Here is a 26,381-nt window from a genome sequence, read left to right on the forward strand (position 1 = left end):
GGGACAACTAACACACGGCGCAGCGGGCCGCCACGTTTCTGACCCGACGTTGCAGCGACTATTTGCGACAAAATTGATCAGAATTTCGTTTTTTCATCTTGGTCACACCCGGCAAGGTTGTGGAGAACCGGAACGATGACGCGATTCGTATCGACTCGCTAGACGACGCCGCTGGCGGTGGCTCACTCGTACAGATTCTACGGGTTGTAAGCGGAGCCTCCCTGCTTTTGGCGGAGAATGAGTGGGGTTCCTGCAATTTGGGAGGGGGTGTATTCCGATTGATCACCGTATCGGAACTTTCGGTTTCAGGGGGGGGGCGCTATGACTGATCTATTAGGAATCTGTTTTTCACATGCCAGCATCCAAACCGACGAAAAAAACCTCGCCTTTTGAGATCGCCCGAGAAGCACTTGGGCACGTGGGGAAATTCCAAACCCCTCCGACGCCTTCAGTCTACGAAGTTTGGTATCGGTACGTGGAAGGGGTCGATGACATTATCGCCAACCTTGCTCATGCGGTCGAAGACGTCAACGCGGTCAGCGTCGACATGCTGGAGCAATTGCACGAGCAGTATTGCCGAAACATCGACGACTCCAATGCGGAGTTGAGCGATAATCTCGCCCACGAGATTTCGTCGCTCCAGTCGATCATCGAGTCTCAAATGCACGCCGGCGTGCAGCTTGGCAACGAGCTCGACGAAGCATGTGGGACACTCAAAGAGACGACACCGACGGCTGAGAGCGTTGCGGAATGCGCGCAGAAAATGTTGTCGAGCAACAACACGATGCAGGACCAAATCCGTCAACTGCAGACCCAGTTGCAGGCATCCCAAGCGAAAGTCGAATCCCTGCAAGCGGAATTAAGCGAAACGCAATTGGTGGCGATGACGGATCCGCTGACCAACCTCGGTAACCGTCGGCATTTCGATGTCCAGGTTCACCAAGCCTTGATGCTCGCCAAGTCAGAAGATCTATTCTCGTTCTTGCTGCTCGTCGATCTCGACCACTTCAAATACATCAACGACACCTTCGGTCACGAATCTGGTGACAAGGTGATCCGATACGTCGCCTCCCAACTCACGCAGCTTTGTCCGGAGTCGCCAATCTCCCGCCTCGGTGGTGATGAGTTCGCGATCATTTTGCGCAACGATGACTTCTCGGAGGCGACGGACATTGCCGCTGAGATCCGACAGTACTTTGCCTCGACACCTCTGAAGCTAAGCGGCAGCGGCGAAGATCTCGGCAAGATTGAACTGTCGATCGGTGGCGCCCGTCTGCGTCAGGACGATGACGGACGGAGCTGGTTTATTCGCGCCGACAAGTTGCTATACCAAGCCAAAAACTCAGGACGCAACAGTGTGATGTTGGAACATTCACGCGGGGGAGTGTGACCGGTTTTGAAGGATACTTCCCAGAGGGACAGCGTCAGTTTGAATTAGCCGATCGGGGTTGGCCGCGGTTTTCGAAGGGAGAACCGTGGCTAACGCCAAAGCGGCTAATGACATCGACCATGCGGCGAATCACGGTACATCTGTTATAGAGTGGCGCTGTCCAGCTAGTTGTATTCGTAGAGCTTAGTAAGGCGACAGCACTCGCCGCGGGCCACCAATGACTGTGCCCTCACCGTTACGCCCGCGGCTAGCGCCGTCGGCTCATTTAGTCAACAGCCCACACGCGCCCTGCCGCTAGAAGGTCCAGCGGAACGGCGCGAGCGGTTTGGTCCTAACTCGACGAAATCCAACGAACACGGTCATGCACTTATCATGCTGAGCATGCCCTTGTCGTTCTACAACAGTTTCGCCATCGCGGCGTCGATTGCCGATGGGTCCGTCGAGGCTTCTTCCGATCCTTTACCAACCTGTTGAGCGGCAACCAAGCGGTCTAAGACATCGTCATCGATCGATTCGCTTGAATCCGAACCACCGACCCATTTGTCTTCTTGCTCGAACAGATCAAACGTTTCCACAGCGAGTTCGTCCGCGGATCGCGATTCGTGCGATGACGGCGAGTCCGTCACCGGGGCGATCGGTTCACCGCTGGCAACCGGTGCCGAGTTTGACGTAACCGTCAGAGGCAATGGTTCACTAACGCTACCGGAAGTGTCTCGGCGATTCAGTTCATTAATGACTTGCAACGCATCGAGTTCCGTGATGATTCGGTTCCCCGAAACGTCGAAGTACCCTGCTCCATATTCCACACCGTTGAACAGGTACGTGTTCGGTGGGATCGGATCATCCGTCTCGACGGTGACATTCGCTGCCGTCGGGATCGTACCACTGGCCCCGGCGAAGCGGTTGAGATGGTTGATCACCAGCAAGGCATCCAGAGCCGAAACTTCCCCGTCGTCGTTCACGTCGTAACGCAGGTCTGGGTTCTGTAGACGGCTCGAGACCACTTGCAAGCTGACCGTAGCCAATCCACTTCGTCGTCCTCTGGAATCAGCGACCGAGTATTGGAACGAATCTCGTCCGGTGAATCCGGCCGCCGGCGTGTAACGGATCGTGCCATCCGCCAACGGTGTGATGGTTCCAGCGGATGGACCAGATTCAATCTGGATGCTCGTCGGATCGATCGTGTCGGTCGTGGCCGGATTGCCGTCGGTTTCTTCAGGGTCCTCATCATTGGCAAGAACATTGATGATGATGGACTCACCCACATAGGCGAAGCCATTATCATTCCGCACGATCGGAGCAGCATTCGGGCTGATCGTTACGAGACCGCCCTCGCTAAGAGCACCGAGATCGTCACGAACACTGTATTCAAAGGAATCGAGTCCCTGGAACGAGGTGAACGGGGTGTAGACGATCGTGCCATCCGGATTGACGGTCACTTCACCAAACGCAGGCTGGCTGGTGATTTCCAGTGAGCTCGGTTGGATGGTGCCATCGATATCTTCATCATTACCGAGGACGTCAATCGTCGTCGAACCGGTGGTGTTGAGCGTCGGCGTGTCCGGATTCAGGATCGGAGCGTCATTCACCCCTTTCACGTTCACCGTGACCAGAACACTGTTGCTTTGGCGAACCGGTGTAACGCTACGTCCGGCGCGATCAGTAATGGCATAGGCAAACGAATCGGCGACCACAGGTGAATCAGGACGTAGAGATTGCAATTCCCGTGAATCGACGCGATCGGTCGGATCGTACGTCACAATCCCCGTAACCGGATCGAATGTCACGAGGGCCCCACGGAGACTTCGCTGGACCAGCGGCATCGACAATTGCAACACATCCGGATCGGCGTCGAAGCGGTCAATATCGATGTCATTCGCGAGCAGCACCGACGCAGGAATTGTCAGAATGTCGTCTTCGGTGGTCTGCGGCAGCTGTTCTCCCACAGCCAACGGGAAGTCGTTCACTGGCGAGACGACAATTTGCAATGTCACCGACGCACTTTCGGCTCCTTCGGAGTCGAACGCGACGACTTGCAAGTTGGCCACACCGTTCGCGTTCGCCGCTGGCGTGAAACTCAGGATTCCGGTTGTTGAAATCTTCGGCTGTCCCTCGGTCGTGAACAATGCCGCGTCACTGGCGGAAACCGGTGTGACACGGAACTGCACCACCTGCGAGGCTTCGTCGGCGGGTCCCGCAGCGACGCTGGTCGCCCATGTCGCGGTGTATGGACCTCGGTCTTCGTCAACCGTAACGGTTCCTCCTGGCAAGAACGATGGTGCGTCATTGACGGGGTTGACGTTAATCGTGAAGGTCCGAATATCGGACGCGAACACGTCGCCGTTTCCGACATTATTTGGACCTTCATCGAACAGTTGCACGGTGAATGTCGCTGCCCCGTTCGCATTCGGTGCGAGCGTGTAGTTCAACGATGCGGTTCCGTTATCGTTCACCGTCGCCGTAGGTTGCACGGTGAACAATCCGGTATCACCACTGACATACATGATCTCGAAGAAGAGCGGCTGACCGTCAGCGGTTGATGTTCCATTTTCGTCGTCCGCACCGGGAGGTCCGGCCTGGACGTTGGTTGCCCAGTCTTCAATCGTGACCACACCGCGGCCATTACCGTCATTCGAGTCTTCATCACTGGTGACATCACCAGCACCGCTAAACTGCGGGGCATCGTTGACGGGTTTGACTTCGAAGGTGACAGTGCCCGACGCGACTTGCGGCTCACTCAAGGGGACGCCACCGGTTCCCACTGGCACGGTGACCCCGTCGTCGGTGACGGTGTAGATGAAGTTATCCGGACCGACGTAGTTTTCTCGCGGAGTGTATCGGAAGTACGGACTACCCACGGTGGGTGTTACCAGAACGAGCGTTCCACCCTGCGCGGTCGTCAGCGGAATCGGCTGAGTCAATTGCAGCGTCTGATTGCCACCGGGAACGATGTCTGCGGCTTCATTGGCAGGACCGACCTGGAAGACGTCGAGCAGCCCCACATTCGTTCCGTCGCCGTTGAGCAAGACGTCAATCGAACCACCTTCGGATACTTCGAAGTTGAGCGGATTCGTTTCGGGGGTATCGAATTCAGGAGCGATGACGGGCCGATCGTTGACCGGCTGAACGTCGATGGTCAGCGTAGCAGGAAGCGAGGACTGCAAGTCGCCCCGAGTGCTGTTGTCGGCACCGTCGTCATTGAGCACGATCGCAAATTCGAACGTACCGTACACATCCGCTGCCGGTTTGAATCGCAACTGACCCTGCAAGTTGACCGTTGGGAAGATTTCGAAGAACTGTTCGAAGTCCGCATCATCGAACGTCAGGCTCGTTTCAGTAAAGTTGAGCGTCTGACCCGTTCGTGAACTGGTCTCATCGAAGGCACTTTGTGCAGGACCGGCGGAGATGCCAAAGGCAAACCCGTTGATAATTTGCAGCGGTCCATCCTCGGCGACTTCATAACGTAGATCCAAAGTCGAAAACTCAGGTCGATCGTTAACCGGGTTCAGGCTGAGCTCAACCCGAGAGGATGCGGTACGACGATTCTGAATCAACGAGTTCGTACCGGTCGAATAGGTTTCACCATCGCCTGGGTTATCGTCTCGTACGGTGTACTCAAACGTGTCAACCGCTCCATTGATGTTGTTGAAGTCGGTCGGTGGCGTGTAGAGCAAACCGATCAACAGCGGGTTGCCGTTGCCATCCACTTCAGTCGTCGAGAACCTTGGTGTCAACGATCCGCCCAGCGAAGTCTGACTTGGGAAATCAAACAGTTCGAGCTGCTGAGGTCCACCGGTTGGCACTTCGGCCGTACCGACGAGGGTTTCGTTGGCAGGTCCGACGTCATAGATATCGAGCAGACCGAGGCGGGTGTAAGGCCCGACCACCACGCTGCTGGCGATGTCGGCCGGCAATTGTCGAGCACGATCGATCGGGATGAAGTAATTTCCCGTTTGAACCTGTTCGGTATCGCCGGCGACCGGCCGCGTGTTGTCCTCTCGCAAGGTGTAGCGAATGGTCGCCTGATCTTGGAAACCATCGCCATCGGTATCGAATCCGGTCGTGACCGAGAAACCTTCGTCGCTATAGCGACCATCGATCGCATCCGTGCACGTCAGTGCAGCGAGTTCGGCAGGAGTGAGGTAGTTCGGGTCATTCGGATCGTCGGAGACATTATTAATCACGCACTGAGTGGTTCCCGCAATCGATGGGTCGATCCGTGGCGGATCATTGACCGGACGAACGTTGATCGTGACTCGTTGCGGCGCCGATTTGACCGTGGGCTCGGCAACCTCAAACGCAACAATCTCATAGACCAACTGCCCAAACTGATCCGGAGCCGGGAAGACCGTCAGCGAACCTTCGGTATCACCGGGGTTATAGTTGATTACCGGATCACTACTCATGATCGATGGATCACCCGAAACCAAACGCGGAGCCTCGAAGTCAACTTGCTGCGTTTGAACTTCGTCGAATGCACCGCCAGGTCCCGCGAAGATACGCGACACGAACTGCGGGATGGTCGTCGAAGAATTGTCGTCTCGCTCCAGCACGTCGATCGAAATTTGGCTATCGAAGGTCGGCGCGTCGTTGACGGCTCCAACGGTAATCGTCAACGTTCCCGATTGAGTTGACACTTCCGCCGGAAGATTCGAAACGTTCGCAGGACTTGTCACCGTTGTCAGACCATCGTCGATGATCTTGTAACTCAACAGCTCACGTGCAGAGAACGGCAACTGTTCGTTGTAGTCCGTCGGCGGCGTGTAGTAGATGTTGTCAAAGTACCGCAGCGTTGTGCCGTTGACGGTCTCCTCTGCAATCGAGAATCGGAAGATTCCGCCAGCATCGCTGACCAAACAAGCTTCATTCGGGCCACATGGATCCAGCGTTCCGATCGACGCCGGATCTGCCGATACCAACGCGGTATTGGTTTGCAGATTCAACGTACCGCCGGCCACGCTAAATTCGATGATACGTAGACCCGCGATCTGCTCGGCTTCGTTGAATGGAGCTCCCAGTCGCGGATCGAAATCACCAGGGGCCGCGGGCAGTTCACCCGCGACGGCTTGGCTGAGAACTTGGATCGAAACCCGAGCCCGGTCAGCCGGCAACCCAAATGCTCCGATCTCCGCTGTTGCACCGAATCCGATGGAACGGAGTTGTTCTTGCAATGCGATGGCGACTTCATCGGCCGTATTTGCGGTCGTGAACGCAACGGCAACATCCGCACCCGTGGAAGGTATTCCCGAGGTGTTGAACTCGACAACCGATTCATCGCCACCGGCATCGCGGATGCGAATCCGGTGACCATCCATCAACTGTGAACCGTCAGGCACGACGATATTCGTTCCGTTGATTTCTATGCTACTGGCCGCACGGTCGAGAGTGATTGACTGAGCATCGCTCAGTTGAACGCTTCCCGATTGTAAATTCGCACCAACACCGAGCCCCTGCAGCGCGGTCGCAAGTTCCGCGAGTACGGTACTGAGCGAACCGATCGGGTCGTATGCGATCGCGATCGTACTGCCCGCAGCTGGAATACCATTGACGTTAAATTCGATCACGAAAGCTTCTGCGTTGTCGTTGGTGATCGTGACCGTTTCGCCATCAATCATCTGAGCGAGAGGAGGCAGGATCAGATTCGTACCGTCGAACTGAATCGCCGACGCCGGATCGTTGATCACGACAGAAGTAACGTCATTGACCGTCACGTCCCAGACCACGAATGTTACCGGTGTGGCAGAGACCGCTGAGGCGTTCGGATCCGTCGCATCGTTGAGTGCAGCCGTCAACCGAGCGGTCAAATCAGCAACGTTGTCCGTCGACACATATGGAATGAAGACGTAAGACGAATCGCTAGCTGAACCGGTTCCGAACTCAACGGTGGTGGTTCCACCCGTGGAGTTCTCGATCAAAAGCAATTCGCCGTTTTGCAACATCCCGCCGCTTGGCAAGACGACGTCACTGCCGATCACGCGAATGGCCGACGTGCCGGACTGGGCGGCAATCGACGCCGCACCATTGACCCGCACGCGGAACACCGTTTGAGCCGTTGCGGCGGCATCACCGCCAAACCCTTCGGAACGCATTGTGGACGAGAGAGCTTCGGCGATCTGCTGCGACGAATCCGCACTAGTGATTGCAATCGGAATCACCCCGCTGGCAACACTTCCCGTCGTTGTGAATTCGAAGACATGGTCCACTCCGGCGGCGTCGCGGACCACGACGCGTTCACCATCAGCGAGGTCAGCTCCAGATGGGATCGTAACGACCTGCGAAGGTCCATCGACGTCGAGAGATGTCGGGCGAACCACTTCGTCGACCAAATTGGCATCGTTGAATGCAACTTGGTTACCGGTTGCTGTTCCGCCGAACCCGATCGCCCGCAAGGCTTGTTCGAGCCTCGTGGCGATATCCGTTGCCACGTCACCGGCCGTGTAACGCACGACCCGGTCAATGCCCAGGGACGCAACACCGGAGGTATTGAACTCGACCGCAACACGCTGACCGTTGACTGCCGTCAAGATCAAGACTTCTCCATTGATCAAATCATCGGCATCCGGCAATGTGACGCCGAAGTTCGACACCTGAATTTGCGAAGATGCCGTCGGTGAACCGCTAAGCACTTCTGCTGCAGTGATGGTTAACGGGGTGTCCTCGGCGGTTCGATGCAGTCGATCGTAGGCAACCGGAGCGTCGTTCACGGGCGCGACAAAGATCGTCGAAGTGATTGTTGACGTTCGTCCGTTGACCACGCGTGTTCCGCGATCATTAACATCAAACACATCGGTGACATCGGTGCCTTCGTCGATACCACTGTCCATCACGGTGTACGTGAAAGTGATTTCGCCGTAGACGTCATCCGCAGGTGTGAATGTGATCATGCCCGTGGACGGATCCAGCGAAATGGAACCACGGCTGAGCGTTTCGGGGCTGGCATTGTCCATCCCCACCGCGACAACTCGAATGCTGGCATCGTTGCCGATTAGCGGGTCGGTTTCGTCCAACGCACCGGCAGGTCCCGTCGCATCGTTGTCGAGCAAGTAAGAGCTTGGGAAAACCAATACCGTGTCTTCGGTCGGGGTTGGTCGCGTGTTGGCATTCGGGAAGAAGCTCAGGTAGCGACTATTTGCAGCTCCCGTCGCGTCGGTCAAGCCGACGCAGTCGGCGGCCAATTCAGGGGCATCGTTCCGCGGGGTGACGCGAATCGTCGCCGTCGCTGTCGCTGCGGTCGCCGTGACGGGTTTCCGCAAGAATTGATTTCGTTGACCACCACTGACGAAATACGGTGATGCACTGAGATCGTCGGCACCCAAGTTGAGTCCAGCGAGATTATCACTGAGTTCCGTCGGCAACAATGAAATGCCATCGTCCATCAACGTAAACGTGAACTCATCGAGCAACAACGCATTGAGAGCGCCGACGTCACTGTTGAAGTCATCCGCCGGTGTGTAGAGCACTCGCGTGATCCACTGAGGATTGGCAACGCTATTGAACTCCGCGACCAACGTACCACCACGACTCGTCGTGATCGTGTCGACGGCTCCGCCAGCGGTGATCGTACCGTTGACCGTTGCGATCGAACGGATCAGGATGTTTTGGTTCGATTCATTCTGTGGAGTCGTCGTTTGGTTAGGATCGAAGTCCGGGATCGCCGACGAAACCAAATCTGCCGCATCGATGATCAACGTCGGATCAGGTCCGTCGCTGGTAGGTTCAAACGTCACAAACGTTTCGTTGCTCGCTCCGGGATCGTCATTGTCTGGGAGGACGTTGATCGTCACCGTTTCGTACTGGACGTTGTCCGTATTGACTCCCGACGCGTTCTGTTGCGTGGACAAGCGATATCGGAAGGTGTCCACACCATAGAAGTCTTTGGCAGGCGTGTAGGTGAACGCTCCGTTCAGATCATCTCCCGCTGCCAAGTCAACCATTATCTGGCCACCTTGCGGGGTGCGATAAACGAGCATCGTATCAGGGAACGTAGCTCCAGATTCATCAACAAGCAGTCGCGGCAGGTCGAGGAAATAACGAACCGGCAGAATCTGATTGCCCAGATTGTCGTTCGTCAGCAACGTCTTCCGGTTGATCTCCAATGCCGGATTGGACGCGCTCAAAGTAGCATCCACACGCAACGGGGTGTCCTCGATTGCGATGAATTGATCTCCGACGCCAGATGGCAACGGAATTTCAACGCGTCGGACGCTGACGAGGTAATCCTCGACTTCGCCACCGATGGCGACACCGGTTGGACTAGTATTGCCGGAATTGCTTAAACGGACACGCATCCAGGTATCGATGTCCGCCACGTCGCTAGGCGTCACAATACTCAGCGTGTTAAGACCATCGACAACTGGCTGATTGAACAGCACCTGTTCGGTGGTCCCAACATCAAAGACACCGTTGCCATTGAAGTCGACCCAAGCATCGATCAATCCACCGCCGGTAACGAACACTTCCACGTTGGTACCAACGGGATCAGCCGGATTGAGGAATCCGAATACTTGACTCGACTGCGAAGCATCGAAGGTTTTTCCATTATCCGCGTATCGTCCGAAGAAGTACGCCGGCGGATTGGATCCACCCTGATTGAACGTAATCACGGAAACTCCGTCTTCATCGTCGATCGCGGTCAAATTGACCTTCGCGGAGTTAGCGGAATCGATTTCCGACAGGATACTGCCACCAAACTCGTCGAGCCCAGACTCGATCGCATTCAACAAGGCTTCGGCGACCTGTTCGGTCGTGAACGAAGTCTGAATCAGAACCGGAACGCTGCCGGGTCGTGGGTTGGACGCCGGATCAACGAACTCATAGGTCCGCGTTCGGCTAGACGTGCGAAGCACCAACAGTTGCCCCGGAATGGGCACCGCCGAAAACGCAATCGATAGCGACGAGGGGTCAGAATTATCGACGGTGAAAGTTGCCGAAGACAGAACCGATTGGGTCGCAAATGCAAACTCACGTGGTCGTGCGCCACCGACCGAAACCGAATTCAACTCGATCTGGTCTGGTTCCGCCGGATCGATCGAGGCGGTGAGGTCGGCCGCAGGACCGGTGACGTTCAACTCGATGGCGGCCAGCAAGGACGCGGCCACATCGTTGACACCATCGCCGGTTGCAATCTCAACCGCGAAACCAGGACCACTCGGGGTCGATCCCGCGTTGACAAATTCAAATTGATAAGACGTCGAACTGGAGAAACTACCAGGATTTGCCGGATCAGGTGTGCGAACGGTCAATGTCATCACATCGCCGATGCGTGGCATCGCGGTAACGGTGATCCGTCCGAATGTAGGCGTGACGGCCTCCGCGGCAATCGACGTCGCACCGACCGTCAACAACATGTCGTCGGACACGCCGATGCCGGAACCCACAGGTTGGCCATCGGCTTCGGTGTCAACATATCGTCCCAAACGGCTTGACGAACTGCCGGTCACGGCATGCCGTGCACCGTTGCCAGGAACATAGCCTGGATCGGTCGTATTCAACCCAGGCGTCGGGCTTTGTAGGAACGTGCCGTATTCTTGCGGTGCATCGCCGAAGTCGAATTGGACATCCGGCATGATGATCGTGAAGCGAGTTTCGTTGTTCGGTCGAGTCGGATTGACCGGATTTCCAGCCAAGTCGGAGATCGCCGAAATCGTTTCTGCGGTCGTTTCCACCGCGCCGACGCCACCCCGCGTGACAACGTTTTGGGTTCCAGCCAACAGCAACACGCCACCGCCTGGTGAGAACACCTCGACACCGATCCCGGCTTCGCTGATCGCTTGTTGTACCTTCGTCGCCACCGACACGGCGGGGAACGAATCGCTAGGCGTGAATTCGACAGGAATCGCCCCACCACTGACGCCACCGACAACCAGGGCATCGCCGACCACCGCAGCCCCGGGAACGATATCAATCGTTGTGAACTCGCTGTTCTGTCCCGATCCGGTCTCGCCGAGAGTGATCACGGCACCGGTGCGTTGAACATTCAATTCGTTTTCAAACGCGAGATCCACGGCAGCTTCGAGTGCCTGAGCGATCGCAGTCGAATCAGCAATTGGATTCACCACGACGGTGATGTTCGCCGAAGTGAGTTGTGGGTCGTTGGTGAACAAGAACGTTTCCGCCTTGCTGCCGACGGTAACCGTGACAGTCGTTCCATCAATGGTGGCCCCGGTCTGTGTATCCGGTACCGTCACACTCAGCGAACGGGTAACACCCGGTGTGCCGGTGAGCGACATTTGCGAGTTCAGCAGATCGATCACGTCCCCTTCGAGACCGCCAACGGAGACCAAGCCGTCCCCGATCGCAACCGCACTGCTCAAATCGATATTCGAATTTCGAAGTGCAGCCGCAATTGCCAGTGCGATCTGGTCAGGCGTGTCCGTGCGGCTGAATTCGATTCGGCGCCGCGATGCCGTTTGGTCGGCAGGATCGAACGAGTCGTTGGAGTCGAACTCGAACGTGATCGCCATGTCGTCGCGGGTGTACGTGAACTGTGCACCGTCAACGATCGAATCCACCGTGCCCGTCTTGATCAAACCTGAGGAAATGTTGGACATGTTGATCACGTGACCCGGCAACGTGGTCGTCGGCGGAACCGTTGTTGATTGAACCGCTGGCAAGGTCCCCAACTGTATCGAATCGTTTCCGACCGCCGCCGGAGCAATACCCAACAGGCTGGCATAGTTGGTCGCCGTTGGCGAACTATTGGAGAACTGCGTCGGATCGAGAACACGCAAGATCGCGTCACGAACCTCGGTGACCGTGCCGGTGGCCGACAATGGGATGGCAACGTTGGCACTTGCCACCGTACCAGTCGTGTTGATCTCAAATGTGATCGTCGTCAGACCGTTTCGCGATGTGATCGAGAACGTGTCGGTATCCCGGAAACCATTCTTGGTATCGGTCACGACGAACGTGTCATTCTGCGGTACACCGAGTGTGTAACCGCTATCGAATTCGAGTACCGTTTCGCGGCCGGTGTCATCGGTCACGACAACCTGATCACCATCGGAAATCGAACCTCCCGATTGCAGTTCAACGATCCTTCGAACTTGGTTGTTGAGTGTGATCTCATAAACCGAGTCTTGATTCCAAACTCCGGCCAACGGTGTCAATCGGATCGTGCGACTGTTTTCGCTGTAACCGAACGTGAAGTCTCGATCAGGCAGCAACTGTTCGCCATTCTCGGTCATCAAAACCGTATCAACATTGATCGTCGAAGCGTCCAAACCGGTTCCCGCTTCGTCAATCAATTGGATTTCGAAGTACTCAACGAACTGGTCACTGTTGACTAAGCGAACGAACGATTGTTGTGGATCGGTATCACCGGTGGTATTCGGATCCGTTGCCGAACCCGCTGCGTCTTCGTCAGGGGCATCGAACGGGTTGTTCAATACCGCATTGGGTGCCCGGTCGTCTGCACGGTCGATGGCACCTCGGTCGATGTATGGGTTTGACCCCACGCCACCCCCGGCGTTCCCGGTGGCCGCATCGACGCGGCGTTGGCCGTAGATGTCAAACTCGGGAGCGTCGATCGGCGACGCCGCAATTCCGACGGGAGCCTTTACCGTCTGGACCAAATCGGGGCGGTCACCCAGCGAAGCGATCGAACTGTCGATCAACGAACTGCCCGCCGCAGGAATGTAGATCGAACGACTGGCGTCTTGGAATACCTCGACACCATTGGGAACGACAACCGAACTACCGCTAAGCGGCAACGTGCTGTTGACGGTGTTTTGTGAGAACAGGTTACCGCTGACCCGTGTTCCCGAGGCCGTCGTCGTATCAACGTCGAACCCGGTATTGACGCCGACAACGACGTTGTTGAGTAACGTCGGAGCAGCCCGACCGGTGACCGAGACACCGACACCGCCGCCATCACCGACGATCGTGTTATTGACCACTCGGCTGAACAAGCTAGGCGTACCCAGTTCGGCGTTTCCGAAATCACCGCCATTGATCTGGATTCCGGTCGTTCCGGATCGCTCGATCACGTTGTTGACAATCACGGCACCGGGAATCAAACCGGTCGTGTTCGCATTTCGCAACAAACGGGCATTGCCAGGCAGCGACGAGTCATTGCCGAGTCTTCCCGATTCCGAAGCGACCACCGATGAGATCCCCACGTCGGCTGAATCGCGAATGAAGTTTCCTTCGATGATGATCTGACCTTGATCGTCAACGCGGTTCTCGTCCGTGATACCGAACTGGTAATCCACCAACAACACGTCGCGTGCTGGCACACCAGGGTCACCGGTAGGTCGGATCGACATGAAGTAATCACCGAACTGTTTGTCGGTCAAACTCTGCGGCGCGATCTCGTTTGCCGGTGCTTCCGTTGTGAAATAGGGAAGCACGCTGCTGATGACGACGTCGTAGTACCCCGACTCGGTCGGCGTGAACTGCAACGACGCTCCCGCCCGCGTCTCACCAACAGCCACGACTGGCTGATCCAAGCTCGATCGGGCCGAATTGGGATCCGATGTGATATTGAATTCACCCGTCGCGCGATCGTAAGCCGACGTCAATTGATTGTAGGTGAACAAGGTCCCTGTTGGCACGACCGCGACCACAGGCAATTCGAGTCCCGCTCCAACCTTGAACAGTCCCGTCGTGTCGAGATCGATATCGATCCCTTCCCCGGCTTCGAGATACACCCGCACCACGTCGCGGTCGAACGATGGGGTCGTACCGACGATCGTTCCATCATCAGTTTCGTCCACGGACAGGCCTAAGTGAATGGAGTCACCGATCTTGCCGACCGCAAACAGTGTGTCCCCACTGACGTACCCAGGAACGGCCGCCTGCTCCATCTCGAAACCATAGATGGCATAGTCGACAGCGCTGTTGGGATCAGAACTGTCGTGATCAATCACCGCTATCCGGCGACTGGTGAATCGCCCCGAAAAGGACTCTTCCTTAACGAGGTCGAGAGTGAGTGTTCGATTCGAACCTGGGTTGACGAGGATTTCCCCTGACAACGCTCGCCGGTTCCCCAGTTCATCCAGAGCGTAATTATTTCCAAACAGTTCAATGCGACTGGAAGTTGAATTGCCACTGTCACGTGAATCTCCCGTTGCGGCAAGGATCGCGAGCACATCTCGGGCCTGCGCCGAGTTGATCGCGTCACGGATCGAAGTGGCAACCGCCGCTGCTGTATCAACGGGATCGAACGGAACGGGCACGTTCCCCGACCCGGGTGTCACACCCGTCGCATAGCGACTGTCAAACTCAAACGTCAGACGTTGCGATCCGTCGTCGATCACAAAGGTGTCTCCGTCAAGGAGATCGCGGCCCGCTGGGGCAACAATCGTCACCGCGCCATTTACCAACCGATCATTGCTGTCAAAGGAACGACCTGCCGAGACATCCTCATCCAAGTACAAATTAATCGGATCATAATCCTCGGGATCGCCATACCCATCCGCGGTACGAATCTCGAGTGAATAGCGACCGACGAGCAGTTCATCGGGGTGCTCCGGCTGGACGGCGTCGCCACGCGTGTCCGGGATGTAAGCCGGATCCATGATATACGTGCTATTGCCTGTCGGACCGCCGCCTTCATAGAGCACTGCCTCACCACGTTCAGCCATGCCGATAATGATGTCATCGATGTAGACACCCTCGACCACATTGTCGCTGGCTCCCGCCGACGACGAGGCCGTGAACGATGTTGACGTTGAAAGTCCAAATTCGTCTCCAGGCAGAACTGCGTTGAACCCATAGGGTCCTGAATCAAGCACCCTCACGATGGGGTCGACACCGGTAATGCTTGACAATGCCGAGTCGGCCGGATCCAAAGCCTCCGGAATATAGATTCGTATACGGTCCCCACCATAGAGCTTGTACTCTTCGATACCCGCCGTGGTGCGATAGTCAGTCAACTGCGCCGCGATGGTTCCTATCGAGAACGCCAACCCTCGACGCAATTCCTCAGCCACTTCATTCGAATCCATCGCCGCATGGGTCAGCACGGGAACCGCCCGCGGAATGAATTCTTCCGTGACACCATTGATAATTTGCGTCAATGTCTGTTGTTTCGCCTCCCACGAGACGATCTTGGATGCCGGTTGAGTCGCCGTTTTCCGCTGGACCGCTATCGATCCCGCCTCGACGATCAACAGTTCGCGTCCCGAAGTGCCATGAAATTGGGAAACCAAACTCGGATCGAGTACCGCGAGGAGCTTCTGCGCGATTTCCTGCGGCGTATCCAAGGTCGTGTAGACAACTTTGTTGGCTGCCGGCGTGGGATCAGTACTGAACGTGTATTGGATTCCCGCGACATCCAAAGGAGCGTCTTTGCGATAGATCGTGATCGACTCGCCATCGATCAAGTTCGCACCCGATGGCAGGGTGATCGGCACGCCATAAGTATCGAACTCAACGGTGCCTTGAGCAGTCACCGTCGGGTTAGTGATAACCAATGCCGACGAGTCAAAAATCGCGAGTCCAAACCCGTCGCTGGTGAACGAGTTGATTGCGGCAACTTGAGGCGCATCGGTTTGCAATCGCGTAACGATGCGGTCAGAAACCTCAGCCGCCGTCAAGCCTTCATTGAAGAACACTTGGATCGAGATCGTGTTCGGGTTCCCGTCATCGGGATCGGGTGCCAAATCGACCCCTTCGCGGACAAAGGTCACCGTGACGGTTCGACCACCGCCTACCACCTGGAGTTGCTCTCCGGTGCGAAGTTCAGACCCCGCGGGGACGTCAATGATCGTGACCGGTTCGAGTTGGTACTCGACACCGCTGTCAGGCACCGTCGTCGCGATGTTTTCGGCGACGACTCGGAAACGATTGTTGCTTCCGTTCACGGTGGACGCAAATTGCGAAAGTAACGTGATTAAATTCGTGCGCACGTCCGCAGCGGATTGAGTGCTGTCGAACGGCAGCACGTTGGGAGCCGAAAGGGCGGCCGTTGTGTTAGTGTTCGAATCGAGGAGCGTTACCTGCCCGTTGTTGATGAACAGCGAAAGTGCGGGATCAATGCCGATCAACTGGAACGTGTCACGGTCATTCAATTGAGCCCCCGTCGGAACCGTGATATCTCGTGCATCCCGGTCCGTAACGACGATATTGCTATTCTCATTGAGAGTGGCCACGGTAACCGAATTGCCATAAACGATGAGGCTTCGGCCGTTGCGTCCGATATCAATGTTGTTGGGCAGAGCGACGTTCGCGAGCGAAGCCGCAACCGATGCTGCCGACGACCCGCCGGTGTAGGTAACCGATCCAGGCGACGACCCCGCCGTTGAGTTGTTGAAGATCACTCGCGTGGTAACACCATCGACCGTCACGTCGATTTCCTCACCGTTGATCAGACCCCCAATCGTATTGGGGAGGGTGATCTGAACTGCTTGAATCGCACGCGAAGTAAAGAGATTCGGTCGCTGCGACAGCGTCACGTCGGGCAAGTCATCGTTGTTGGCGTCGTCGACCAAGACTCGCAACGTGTCGCCTTCACGGATCGGATCGAGCCCTGGCAGAGCGTTGGTATTGATTGCCGCCTCAAGAGCGTCAGTCAACTCCGTGATCGTGCTGGCGTCAGTGAACGAAATCGTCGCGTTTTGCGGGTAGGGAGCTAAGAGTGCAGCTGCAACTCCATCTCCATCATCGAAAGCAACCGCGAAGACGTTTCCGTCATACCGCAAAATGAGCAGCTCATCGTCGTTGATTTCGCTTCCAGTTTTCAGATCGATACGGGTCCGTACTTGATCTTCGGGGATTGTCGTGATCACAACCGCGGTCGGTGCCGCCTCAACCGTGATGAGGACGTCTGGATCAACGAACACGACATTCCCGTCGAGATCAATGAACGCCGCTCCCACCGGCAATGCAGCGGTAATGCGAGACGCAATCGTCGCGCGAGATTCACCGGACAGGGCGATAATTTGCAGATCCCCACTGGGATCCAGCGGGTCGATTGCGCGAACATATCGCAACGTAAAGGTGGAACCGAGTGACGGAAGGTCTACTGTCACTCGTTCGCCGATCGGAGCTTCGTCACCGTCGGGAATCAGCATCACAGGGAATTCACCTTGGAACTCCACCGGATTGGACTGACCGCCCTGCATCATCGCGTCGATTTGGATGTCCGTCGCTGATAACAGACTGAGTTTGCCGCTGTCGTCGACCCGTGGCCGCGTGGGGCCGGGAACTGCTGCGGCGACCGCGGCAGCCACTTGGCTGGCCGTTGCCGCCGGATTAATCAACACTTCAATTTCGGTCGCACCCGGTGTCAAAGCATTGACAAATTTGACCGTCGCGGTGGAGGTTAGATTGATCGTATCAGCCGGATCGACGTAGGTGACCGTAAAGGAATCACCGTCCGCAAGCAGTGCCCCAGCGGGCAGTACCACGTCACGTCCGAGGATCGTTTGCAGCGTCGAGACGCTGCCGTCGTCGTTGCGGATCAACGTATTGGCGTTGTCCACAAGCAGTTCGCCATCGACGCCTACCAATTCGATCGATCCAAAGTGGCTTCGCATCGATCCAGCGGTGCTGAAGTCAAATCGGATGCGGGCATCGCGACTGCCGGCCAGTGGAGAAAGGTCGACACGAACCTGACGCCATTGGTCTTCGGGATTGTCGTCGAAGACCGTTTGAACATCGATCCCGCTCGTCACATGTTCATCGTACTCGTCATCAAGGGCTACCGAACGGAAATTATTGTTGGTTGCGAGCAGCTGCCACTGGCCATCATCGCCGGCGGCGAAAGCACGGAAGCTATCGTTTTGCAGGCGGTTGGGGAGGTAGTCGTCATTGTCTTCGACTTCGATGTAGTAGGAGAAATACAACGTCGGCTTATCTGCCGCGCTGTATTCACTCAGATCGATCGGTTCCGAAATGACCGAACCATGACTACCGCCCGGGGCAACCTGACCAAGATTGTCGTCCTCGGCCCGAGCGATGGTATTTTGGTCTGCGCCGGCAACCTCAAAGCCGAAATAGAGACTTGAGCCACCGGAACCGTTGAGGCGGCTGTCGTCATAAGGATTCACGGTACCATGACCCGCATTGCCAGCGCGATCACCGGTTGTGTGCCACGGATTGATTTCGAGGTTGCTAAACGCCAAACCACTCGGCTGCAGATTGAGCTGGACGCCGAAGTCGCCTGCCAAGGTCCGCAGACGGATCGCCGATCGGCCGTTGTAGAAAATATTTGCGGGCTCAGTCGTCGGTAATCCCGCGTCATCCGTCTCTAATGTGAACGCGTAAATCCAACCGTCAGATGTCGTCGCAAACAGAATGTCTGCATAGGCTCCGTCCTCAACGACTTGAGGACCGAGCGACAATCCGGTGAACACCGGGTAAGCTTCTCCGGTATCAGGATCCACTCGCAAATCGGTGAACACCCCTGGGGTTAATCCGCCGTCAAGAGCCAAGTGCTCAGGGTCAGCGACGAGGCGACCGTGGTTGGTCGTTGAAATCACACTGTTGTATCCCTCGGCGGGGGTTCCGATCGGTGCGGGCCCTCGCCTGTTGGGATTGAATACGTGGATACCGCCGTCGTCGGTTACGCCGACGAGGTCGCCATTCATATTGTTGTTAATCGCCGCGATGCCGGTGATGTTACCACCGTCTCCACCGGTCGTATCATCAATAAATCCGGTATCGATAATTCCGTACTCACGCTCGTCCGAGGCAGGACCCATCGAGGTGTTGTACACCGTATTGTCGGGATAATTTTGATCCGCCGTGTCAAGAAGACTGCCGCGTGAAGTGATCTCTCCGCTAGCGCCAGCAGCTTGATACAGGATGTTGGTTCTCAACTCGATCGGAATGTTATTTCTTCCTGACGAGTCGCGATTACCCACCAACCAGAATCGCTCGTTGTTGTCGGTGATCGCGCTGCGGTTGATCGACCCACCCTGGAAATTGTTGGCATTGCGAGCAAAGGTCATCGCGTTGATGACCAATTGTGCGTTGGCATCAACCTCGGTGCTGGCACCGGCCGCATTGTTTTGCCGGAATACGATCCCGTCATCACCCTCTTGAGTGGTCGCCGAATTCACGGGGCTGACGTTGATGAAGTTTCCGGTGTTGGCACTGGTTACATTGCCCGATGGTGTGCTATACGTCAGCAATTCACCGTCGTCGCGGATGGCAATATCCCGCGTCGCAGGGCCGTAGCCACCGATGCCTCGTTCCAACGTTCCGGTGAAGGGGTTGAAACTCACCAGCGTGCTGTTGTTGTTGCCCGATCCACCGATAAGATTGACAAACAATCGGATATCGTCGAGCGAGTACGGCACAGCCGAGGCGTTAGTGAATAACGGTTCGATGACGGGTCTTTCTGCCGTGTAATCATCGTCTCGCGTTCCGGTAAAGGGAGTCAAGCCTTCGTCGAGGTTATCACGACTGATTCTTCGGACCGAGTTGATCGGCATCAATCGAACGTTCGGGTCGACTGGATCAGCCAGAAAGAATTGTCCCAGCATTTCGGGAACTGCGGCCTCGTTGCTAACGGCAACGTAGTAAGTGCCTTCGGGCAACTCGACAGGACCGATATAAGCATCCCGAATACTAGCGGAACCCGCTGCGAGATTGGTCATGTCGACGCCTTCGAGCGGTCGACCTTGGTCATCGGTAATGTTGCTATCACGTCCCACCAGAATCAGTCGTCCGGCGGCATCGTAGACCGACAAAACGGTGTTGACCCGTGAGAGTTCCGATCCGGCGTAATCGATGTCAAACGTCGTCGTGACGTATCGGTTTTCGCTATCAAAGACGTCCGGTTCGATTTGCTGAGCGACGAGATCGACCCGGTAGACATCAACGTCCTCGATTCGTTGATCGAGCTGCGTATTGGTCAGGTTTCCGATCTCACCGGTCACGATCAGCGAACCGCGGTCGCTGGTCAGCAAGTTGCCGAGGTTCTGAGCATCGGCGGGATTGGCACTCAGTCGTGTGTTGACCGTTTCTCGCGTACTCTCGTCACCACTATTTTGATCCCCAGGTGTGGGATCGATGTAAACCACTGATTCGCCAACGTCTCCAACCAGCGGACTGTGTAACGGCGATCCGGTCACCGATATCGCCGTGGTTGCGTAACGTATATCTGCTCCTCGAACGGTGGATCCAGCGACCTCGTCGGTCGCCCTGAGTCGAATCCCAAGTTCATACTGCCCCATCGTCTTGGCATTAGCACTGCGGACCCGCACAAAATAGTCCGTGCTTTCGTCCACGTTACCTGGCAACACGACGCGGAAACCCGCATCGAGGACATTGGGCGATTCCACGTTACCGCTCGTCAGCGCCGTCGGTAGCGATCGCACATCTTCTTGACGAACACCATCTTGAAGTGCCGAGTTGACATAAATCGTCTGCGCACCGATCGCTTCTGCCAACGAGTTATCACTACTCGCAATGATTTCGCCGGCACTATTGACGAGTTCGATAACGGTATCGAGTCCCGACGATGTTTCATCGATGTCAAAATACACCGCCGTCGCACCGGACGCATGGAACCGGTAGGTGTCAACGTCCTCTTCGGTCGCGAGAGTACCGCGAACCAGGAAACCGAGGCGATCGACCTCGTCTCCTGCGGTTTCGCCCACTGCGAGGTTTCCGAGAATTTGAGCATTGTTGGGATCTCGGTTGGTCGTGATCGCCCCCGGTTCAGCCCGTTCGCTTTCGTAGACATAGGCCACATTGCGATCATTGGCATAAGCCTCCAATTGCAAGCCCACCCAATCGCCAGCGGCCGCGCTGATGATTTCGTTACCCGCTGCGTCGACGGGCAAGCCGCTGTTGTTGGTATCACGTTGCGAACGGCCATCAGGCGTGAACCCGGCTCCGATGCTGCTGTCATCGAGACTCGTCAGCACGACTGGGAACCCGGGCGTTCCGAGCACCTGCAACGTACCACCGATTCGATCGTCGATATCAAGCGGACGGCCACCACCAACAAGCGTGCCGTTAGGACCGAACTTCACAACGAGAGACTGATCTGCATCGCTACGCAGCCGCAAGGCACCAAAGTAATGGTGTGTCAGCGAATAGATCGGACCTTCGACAACATGAACAATGTCGGTATCGTCCCAAACACTGTCCGTTGTCACGATCTCGCTGCGGACTCGCATCCCGTTGATCGCATTGTTGACCAATTCGTTGTCCAGCAATAACGGTCCCTGATTATCAGGACGACTTGCGAAACGATCGATCAATCCGGTCGAGCGGCCTGGATCAGTGATCGCCTGGAACGTCAACGCGTCTGGGTTGATACTGATCGCGGCACCTTCGCCATCGGCGATCACGTTTCCGATCAAGATCGGCTGAGCACCTCGCACGAAAATCGTCGAAGCATCGTTGAAACCTCGCCCGACGCGGGTCGCGAATGGGCCCGTGTCCGCGCCGATTCCATCGGTGTCTTTTCCATCGGCATTGGACACGAAGGTCGAATTCACAACGCGGGCATCCGCCTGCAAAATTTCCAACGCGTTGAACTGGGTCAGTCCGCCGGACACGGGCGATTCGCCACCACCGTATCGGACATCGACATTGTCCAAACTCGCCGTCACACCTTGCCGCAACACGATTCCGGACCAATGACCGGCCGCGCCAACGCTGGCGCCGTCGTTATTGGTATCAAACGTTCCGCCGATCCCGTACTCGTCGTCGCTGCGAGACGTAAAGATAATGGGGCTGCTCTCGGTACCTTCGGCATAGAAATCGGCGCCGAAGGTGGCTTCGATGCGTGCGGTTCCCAACTTCACGATGGTGCCCGGATCGATCGTCAAACGGGCATCGAATCGCGCCAACAGCTTCGCACCGTTATCGGCATTGGCGCCCAGTCTTCTACCAAGGAACGATCCCTCTTCATCGAGGGACCGTCCATCGTCGAGAATAGAGGTTTCCCCTAATCGCAGCTCAGCGATCAGGAAGTAATCGCCACTGTTCGGATCGAGTCGATAGACGTTCGTTCCCACGAATTCGCCCGGAGCGACCGGAATCGACGTTAGCATGATCGCGCCGTCTTGGCCCACCACAACCATTTCGGTCGCGGCGCTGGCGCGTGTCTCACCACCGAAGGCGTCGACAAAGGTGATCCGATAATCGTAGGCACGGTTCTGCTCAAGGGCTCCCTGACCGGGAACTTCAACAACATTGAGGCTGCCCGCGTCCGGGGCCGATTGAATTTTCGGTGCACCCGCTTGCGTTTGGCCGCTGTCGACGAACGTCCCCGTACGGCGGTCGAGTTGGTCGACGAGTTGGTATGTGGTCACACCCGCTGTTGTCGTACCGCGATAGAGTTTGCGTCCAACATATTCCGCCGTCGCCGAGGGTAGATTGCGGAGGGTGACTGATCCCAACCCGTCGGTAGCGTCGATGACGCTGACGTTGCTAGTCGGCACACTGACCAACGACTCATGGCCTTCGATCGTGACAAACGAAAGTACGTAGTGATATTGACCGGCGGCGAGGTTTCCGGTCGTCGATGGGGTCAGCGTGACGCTGCCGACGCTCGGACGAGTCTCCAACAAAATCGGACCACCCGGCGCCCCGGCGATGGTTAACACGTCACTCACGACGTGAACGATATCGGTGTCATCGAAGCGAGCACTTTGTGTCAACGCTTCGGCTTCTGTTGACGAACCGACTCGGACAAACAAACCATTGGTCGTGTTGTCCGTCAAATAGTTACCGACGATTTCAGGACCAACACGATCGTAGTCGCTGGTATACAGTCCGCCGTTTTGGTGCAGGGGTGCGTGAAAATTATCTTCACGGAAACTATTCGGATCGGCACTCATCGCAGCCTGTGCGCTGAATGAGATATTGTTGTAGATCAGCGTTGGACGGCTTTCATTCATTTGAATCGGCGAAACCACCTCGGCAAGTAGGCCGGGGCGTCCACCGCCGTAACGCATGTCGGCGTGAGAAACGTAGTCCAGGAATATCCCCCGGCGTTCCCATACTTTGCGGCCTTCGGCATAGTCGACGTCGTTCCGCAAATCGATCCCTGCCCAGTCACCACGGGCGGGCGATGTGTTGATCGGGTTGCTGTCGATCCCGACGCTTTGGTCGTTGAAACTGGTAAATACCACCGATGCGAGCGGAGTGCCGAGCACTTGAATCGCCGCGAGTTCACGGTTGGCATCCACCGATTCACTACCGACACCAATCTTGGCATCACGGAGCTTAAGCAGCGCTCCGGCATCGACCATCACTGTCACGCCGCGTGGAACGTTAAACGTCTCACCATCGGAGAGCACATTGTTACCTGCACCTCCACGACCAAACTCGTACGCTCGATTGTCTTTCTGCGCATTGAACGCTTCATCGACCGTTGGAGTCGCAGGATTGTCCACGGCTGTGACAATGCCATCGGCCCCGGCGGACGGCAACAGCCGCACGATATCGCCAGGTTTTGCAACGGCGAGTGCTTTGGCCACGGTTCCAAACGGCGAAGTGATTGCACCGTTATTGGAATCACTGCCATCAACGTCCTTGGTCACAAAGAGTGTTCGAACTTTAGTCGTGTCCGTCGTGGCGGGTGCGGTGCGGAACCAGAAATTGAAATCGCCGCCGGCTTCCCCATCGGCGTCGCCGTCGAGCCGGGTACCGTTGCGATCGACCAACGCATTGTCGCTCGCGACGCCGATCGATGAATCAAACGTCATCCGCAGTTCATAACGCCCCTCGCTGCGGCCATCGTTGCCGGTTCCCGCAGCTTCGCCATCGTACGCGTCATTGCCTGTGCTGGTGATACCGACGACATAATCGCCCGCGCTCAAGTCAACGCGAACAAACGAATCATTGCCGTATGAGTCATCGTTTCTTGCGATCAGTTCGTAGTTCGATGTGCCACCTTGTCCTGGGGTCACACGATACAACTGAATTAACGTGTCGAGCAGACTGACGTCATCAAGTCGTTGAGCGAACGTTTCGAGCGACAACCGACCGAGAATCGCGTCGGCGGGAATATCAGCATCCGCCGGCGAATCAATCGTAAACGAATAGAAATCAACGTCGCTGCTTTCGGGTCGATGGAGTGCTTGGCCGAGCGTGATGTCGCTTTGGCTAAGGAAATCCGGTTCGCTCGGTAGCGACGGGAACCCGGCGACGCCCGCGGTTCCGTTGCCCGTGCTGGAGCTACCATCGTTGGTGTATCCTTCGCTGTCTGGTTCGTCCGGACTGCTACCGCCGGCCGCGACACCATCTGGCAACTCGAACAGGTTGCCGATTCCGAGCAAGCTACCAATCCCTCGCAGCCCCTCGACAAACCAACTCGGGCGTGAATCGGGCGACAGACCGTACCCGTCATACCAACCTTCATCCGCTTCAAGTACCAAGATGCCGCGTGAAGGATCACGTTCATTCACGCGGTACAGGCTGTACGGAGTACCTTCACCTGCGCCGGTGTCGACGCTCTGTTGGATGGCTCGCAGGTCTCCCGTCGCGATCTGTAGTCCCGAATTTTCAGTCTCGACAAACCGTATGCCGAGGTGCTGTTCGTAAAGATCAAAGATTTCACGGGCGCGCTGTTTTTGCGCCGGCGTGATCGCGTTGTCCAACGCGACACCGTCTGGATCTAAACCATAGAGCTGTGCGAAGTTGTATGGGTAGATATTGATCCCGCTGGTGGTGTCGATCGGTTCGACCGTACTCGCGTCGCGACGATACTCTCGCGACCCCGGTGCGTCATACGCACCCGGCCACGGGGGCACGTAAGCCCCGGTGTTTTGAATCGAACCGCCCTGCACCAACACACTTTGAATTCCGCCAGCGGGGTCGAAACGGATTTCTTCCGTCTTCACCGTTGGGGTGGGTCCGGCCACGGTATCGTCGATGACAACGACACCGCTGTTATCAAACGTGTCATTGGAAGGTACCGTGATCGGGCTACCACCGCTATCGAGAACGCTCGCTCCTTCCCCTGCAACTTCTAACACCGTCGGCGCACTTGGTAATGCATCGCCGCTGCCGACCCGCAAGCGGAACGTTCCCACACCATCGGTTCTTCCCGTCAACACCGACAGATCGGCAGAGAATTGCAAAATTGCCAACGCCTGCGTCGGATCATAGATGACCGTATCGGGCTTCAGAGCGATGTCATCCTTGTTGTCGACCGTGTCCTGGGTCATGAACAACTGATAGAACTCAGGACGAACAACCGGCAGGGTTGATGTCGTTTGGTCGGGACCCGGTGTCGTGCTATTGGTGATCGTTCCGGCGTTCGGATTCGACAACGGATCGTTATTAAAATAAACGTGAATCTCGTTGCGTGCCTGCGCGCGACTGCCCGCAACCCCCGAAACCGGTTGTGGAACAACCGCAACAACGCGAGGACCAACTTCGACTTCGAAGTCGATATTCAGCGAAGGAGTTGGAGAATTAACCTGATCGGCCGGCAAGATCGCGTTGCCGTCCGTATCACGCAGCGCCGTGATGTTGGTGTTGATCGATCCGCCATTGGCGAACACGTCGTTATTGTTGACGTCGTCGTAGCCGGCGATTTGGATCCGATACCGATCATCGGGCAAGGCTTCGACAAAACGTGAAACAACGACACGGTCACCGACCTCATCGTCGGCAAAGCCTTGGAACCCAGGCTGAATCAAGAATTCGTTTCCATCATCGAAGGTTCCGTCCCCACCGGAACCAATGATCCGAATTCCCTCCAGCGTCGACCCATCGAGTCGGGACGTTCCGTCAAAACGGAAGGTCAACTCGCGCGGTGCCGAATCCAGCCGGTTTTGGACGCTCGACCCATCCAGGCGGATTTGTGAGTCCGCTCCCGCTTCGACGCTAACCAACCGTGGACCGCTGATGATCTCTGCAGCGAGCAGTTCACGACGCTCAAGGGTTTGATGCTGTAACCGACGGGACATGTCGGAGGATTTACGACGCAGAGCGGCCTGATTTCGCCGAACATCTCGACGGGAAACAGTACGAGACGCTCGCGAAAGTGGGTTTCGTCGGTGGGTCATGGTTTGACCGAAGCCTTGGAAGAAAAAATCGGTGGGGTAATAGCAGACGGAACTCGGACGGC

General features: G+C 56.5%; 2 protein-coding genes. One reads left to right on the plus strand and one right to left on the minus strand.

Annotated elements, in window-relative coordinates; all coding sequences use genetic code 11:
- The first annotated feature begins 352 nt into the window (after nucleotides 1-352).
- The gene (locus tag NB063_RS26585; RefSeq protein WP_250932088.1) at nucleotides 353-1,390 is read left to right on the plus strand and encodes a GGDEF domain-containing protein; all 1,038 of its coding nucleotides are present in this window, start codon (nucleotides 353-355) and stop codon (nucleotides 1,388-1,390) included.
- A 395-nt stretch (nucleotides 1,391-1,785) separates the two neighbouring features.
- On the opposite strand, the gene NB063_RS26590 is transcribed toward NB063_RS26585, so the two are convergent.
- Complete coding sequence (locus NB063_RS26590; protein ID WP_250932089.1) at nucleotides 1,786-26,220, minus strand: tandem-95 repeat protein; 24,435 nt, start codon at nucleotides 26,218-26,220, stop codon at nucleotides 1,786-1,788.
- Nucleotides 26,221-26,381 lie beyond the last annotated feature (161 nt).

The organism is Aporhodopirellula aestuarii (assembly GCF_023701485.1).
GTDB classification, from domain to species: Bacteria; Planctomycetota; Planctomycetia; order Pirellulales; family Pirellulaceae; genus Rhodopirellula; species Rhodopirellula aestuarii.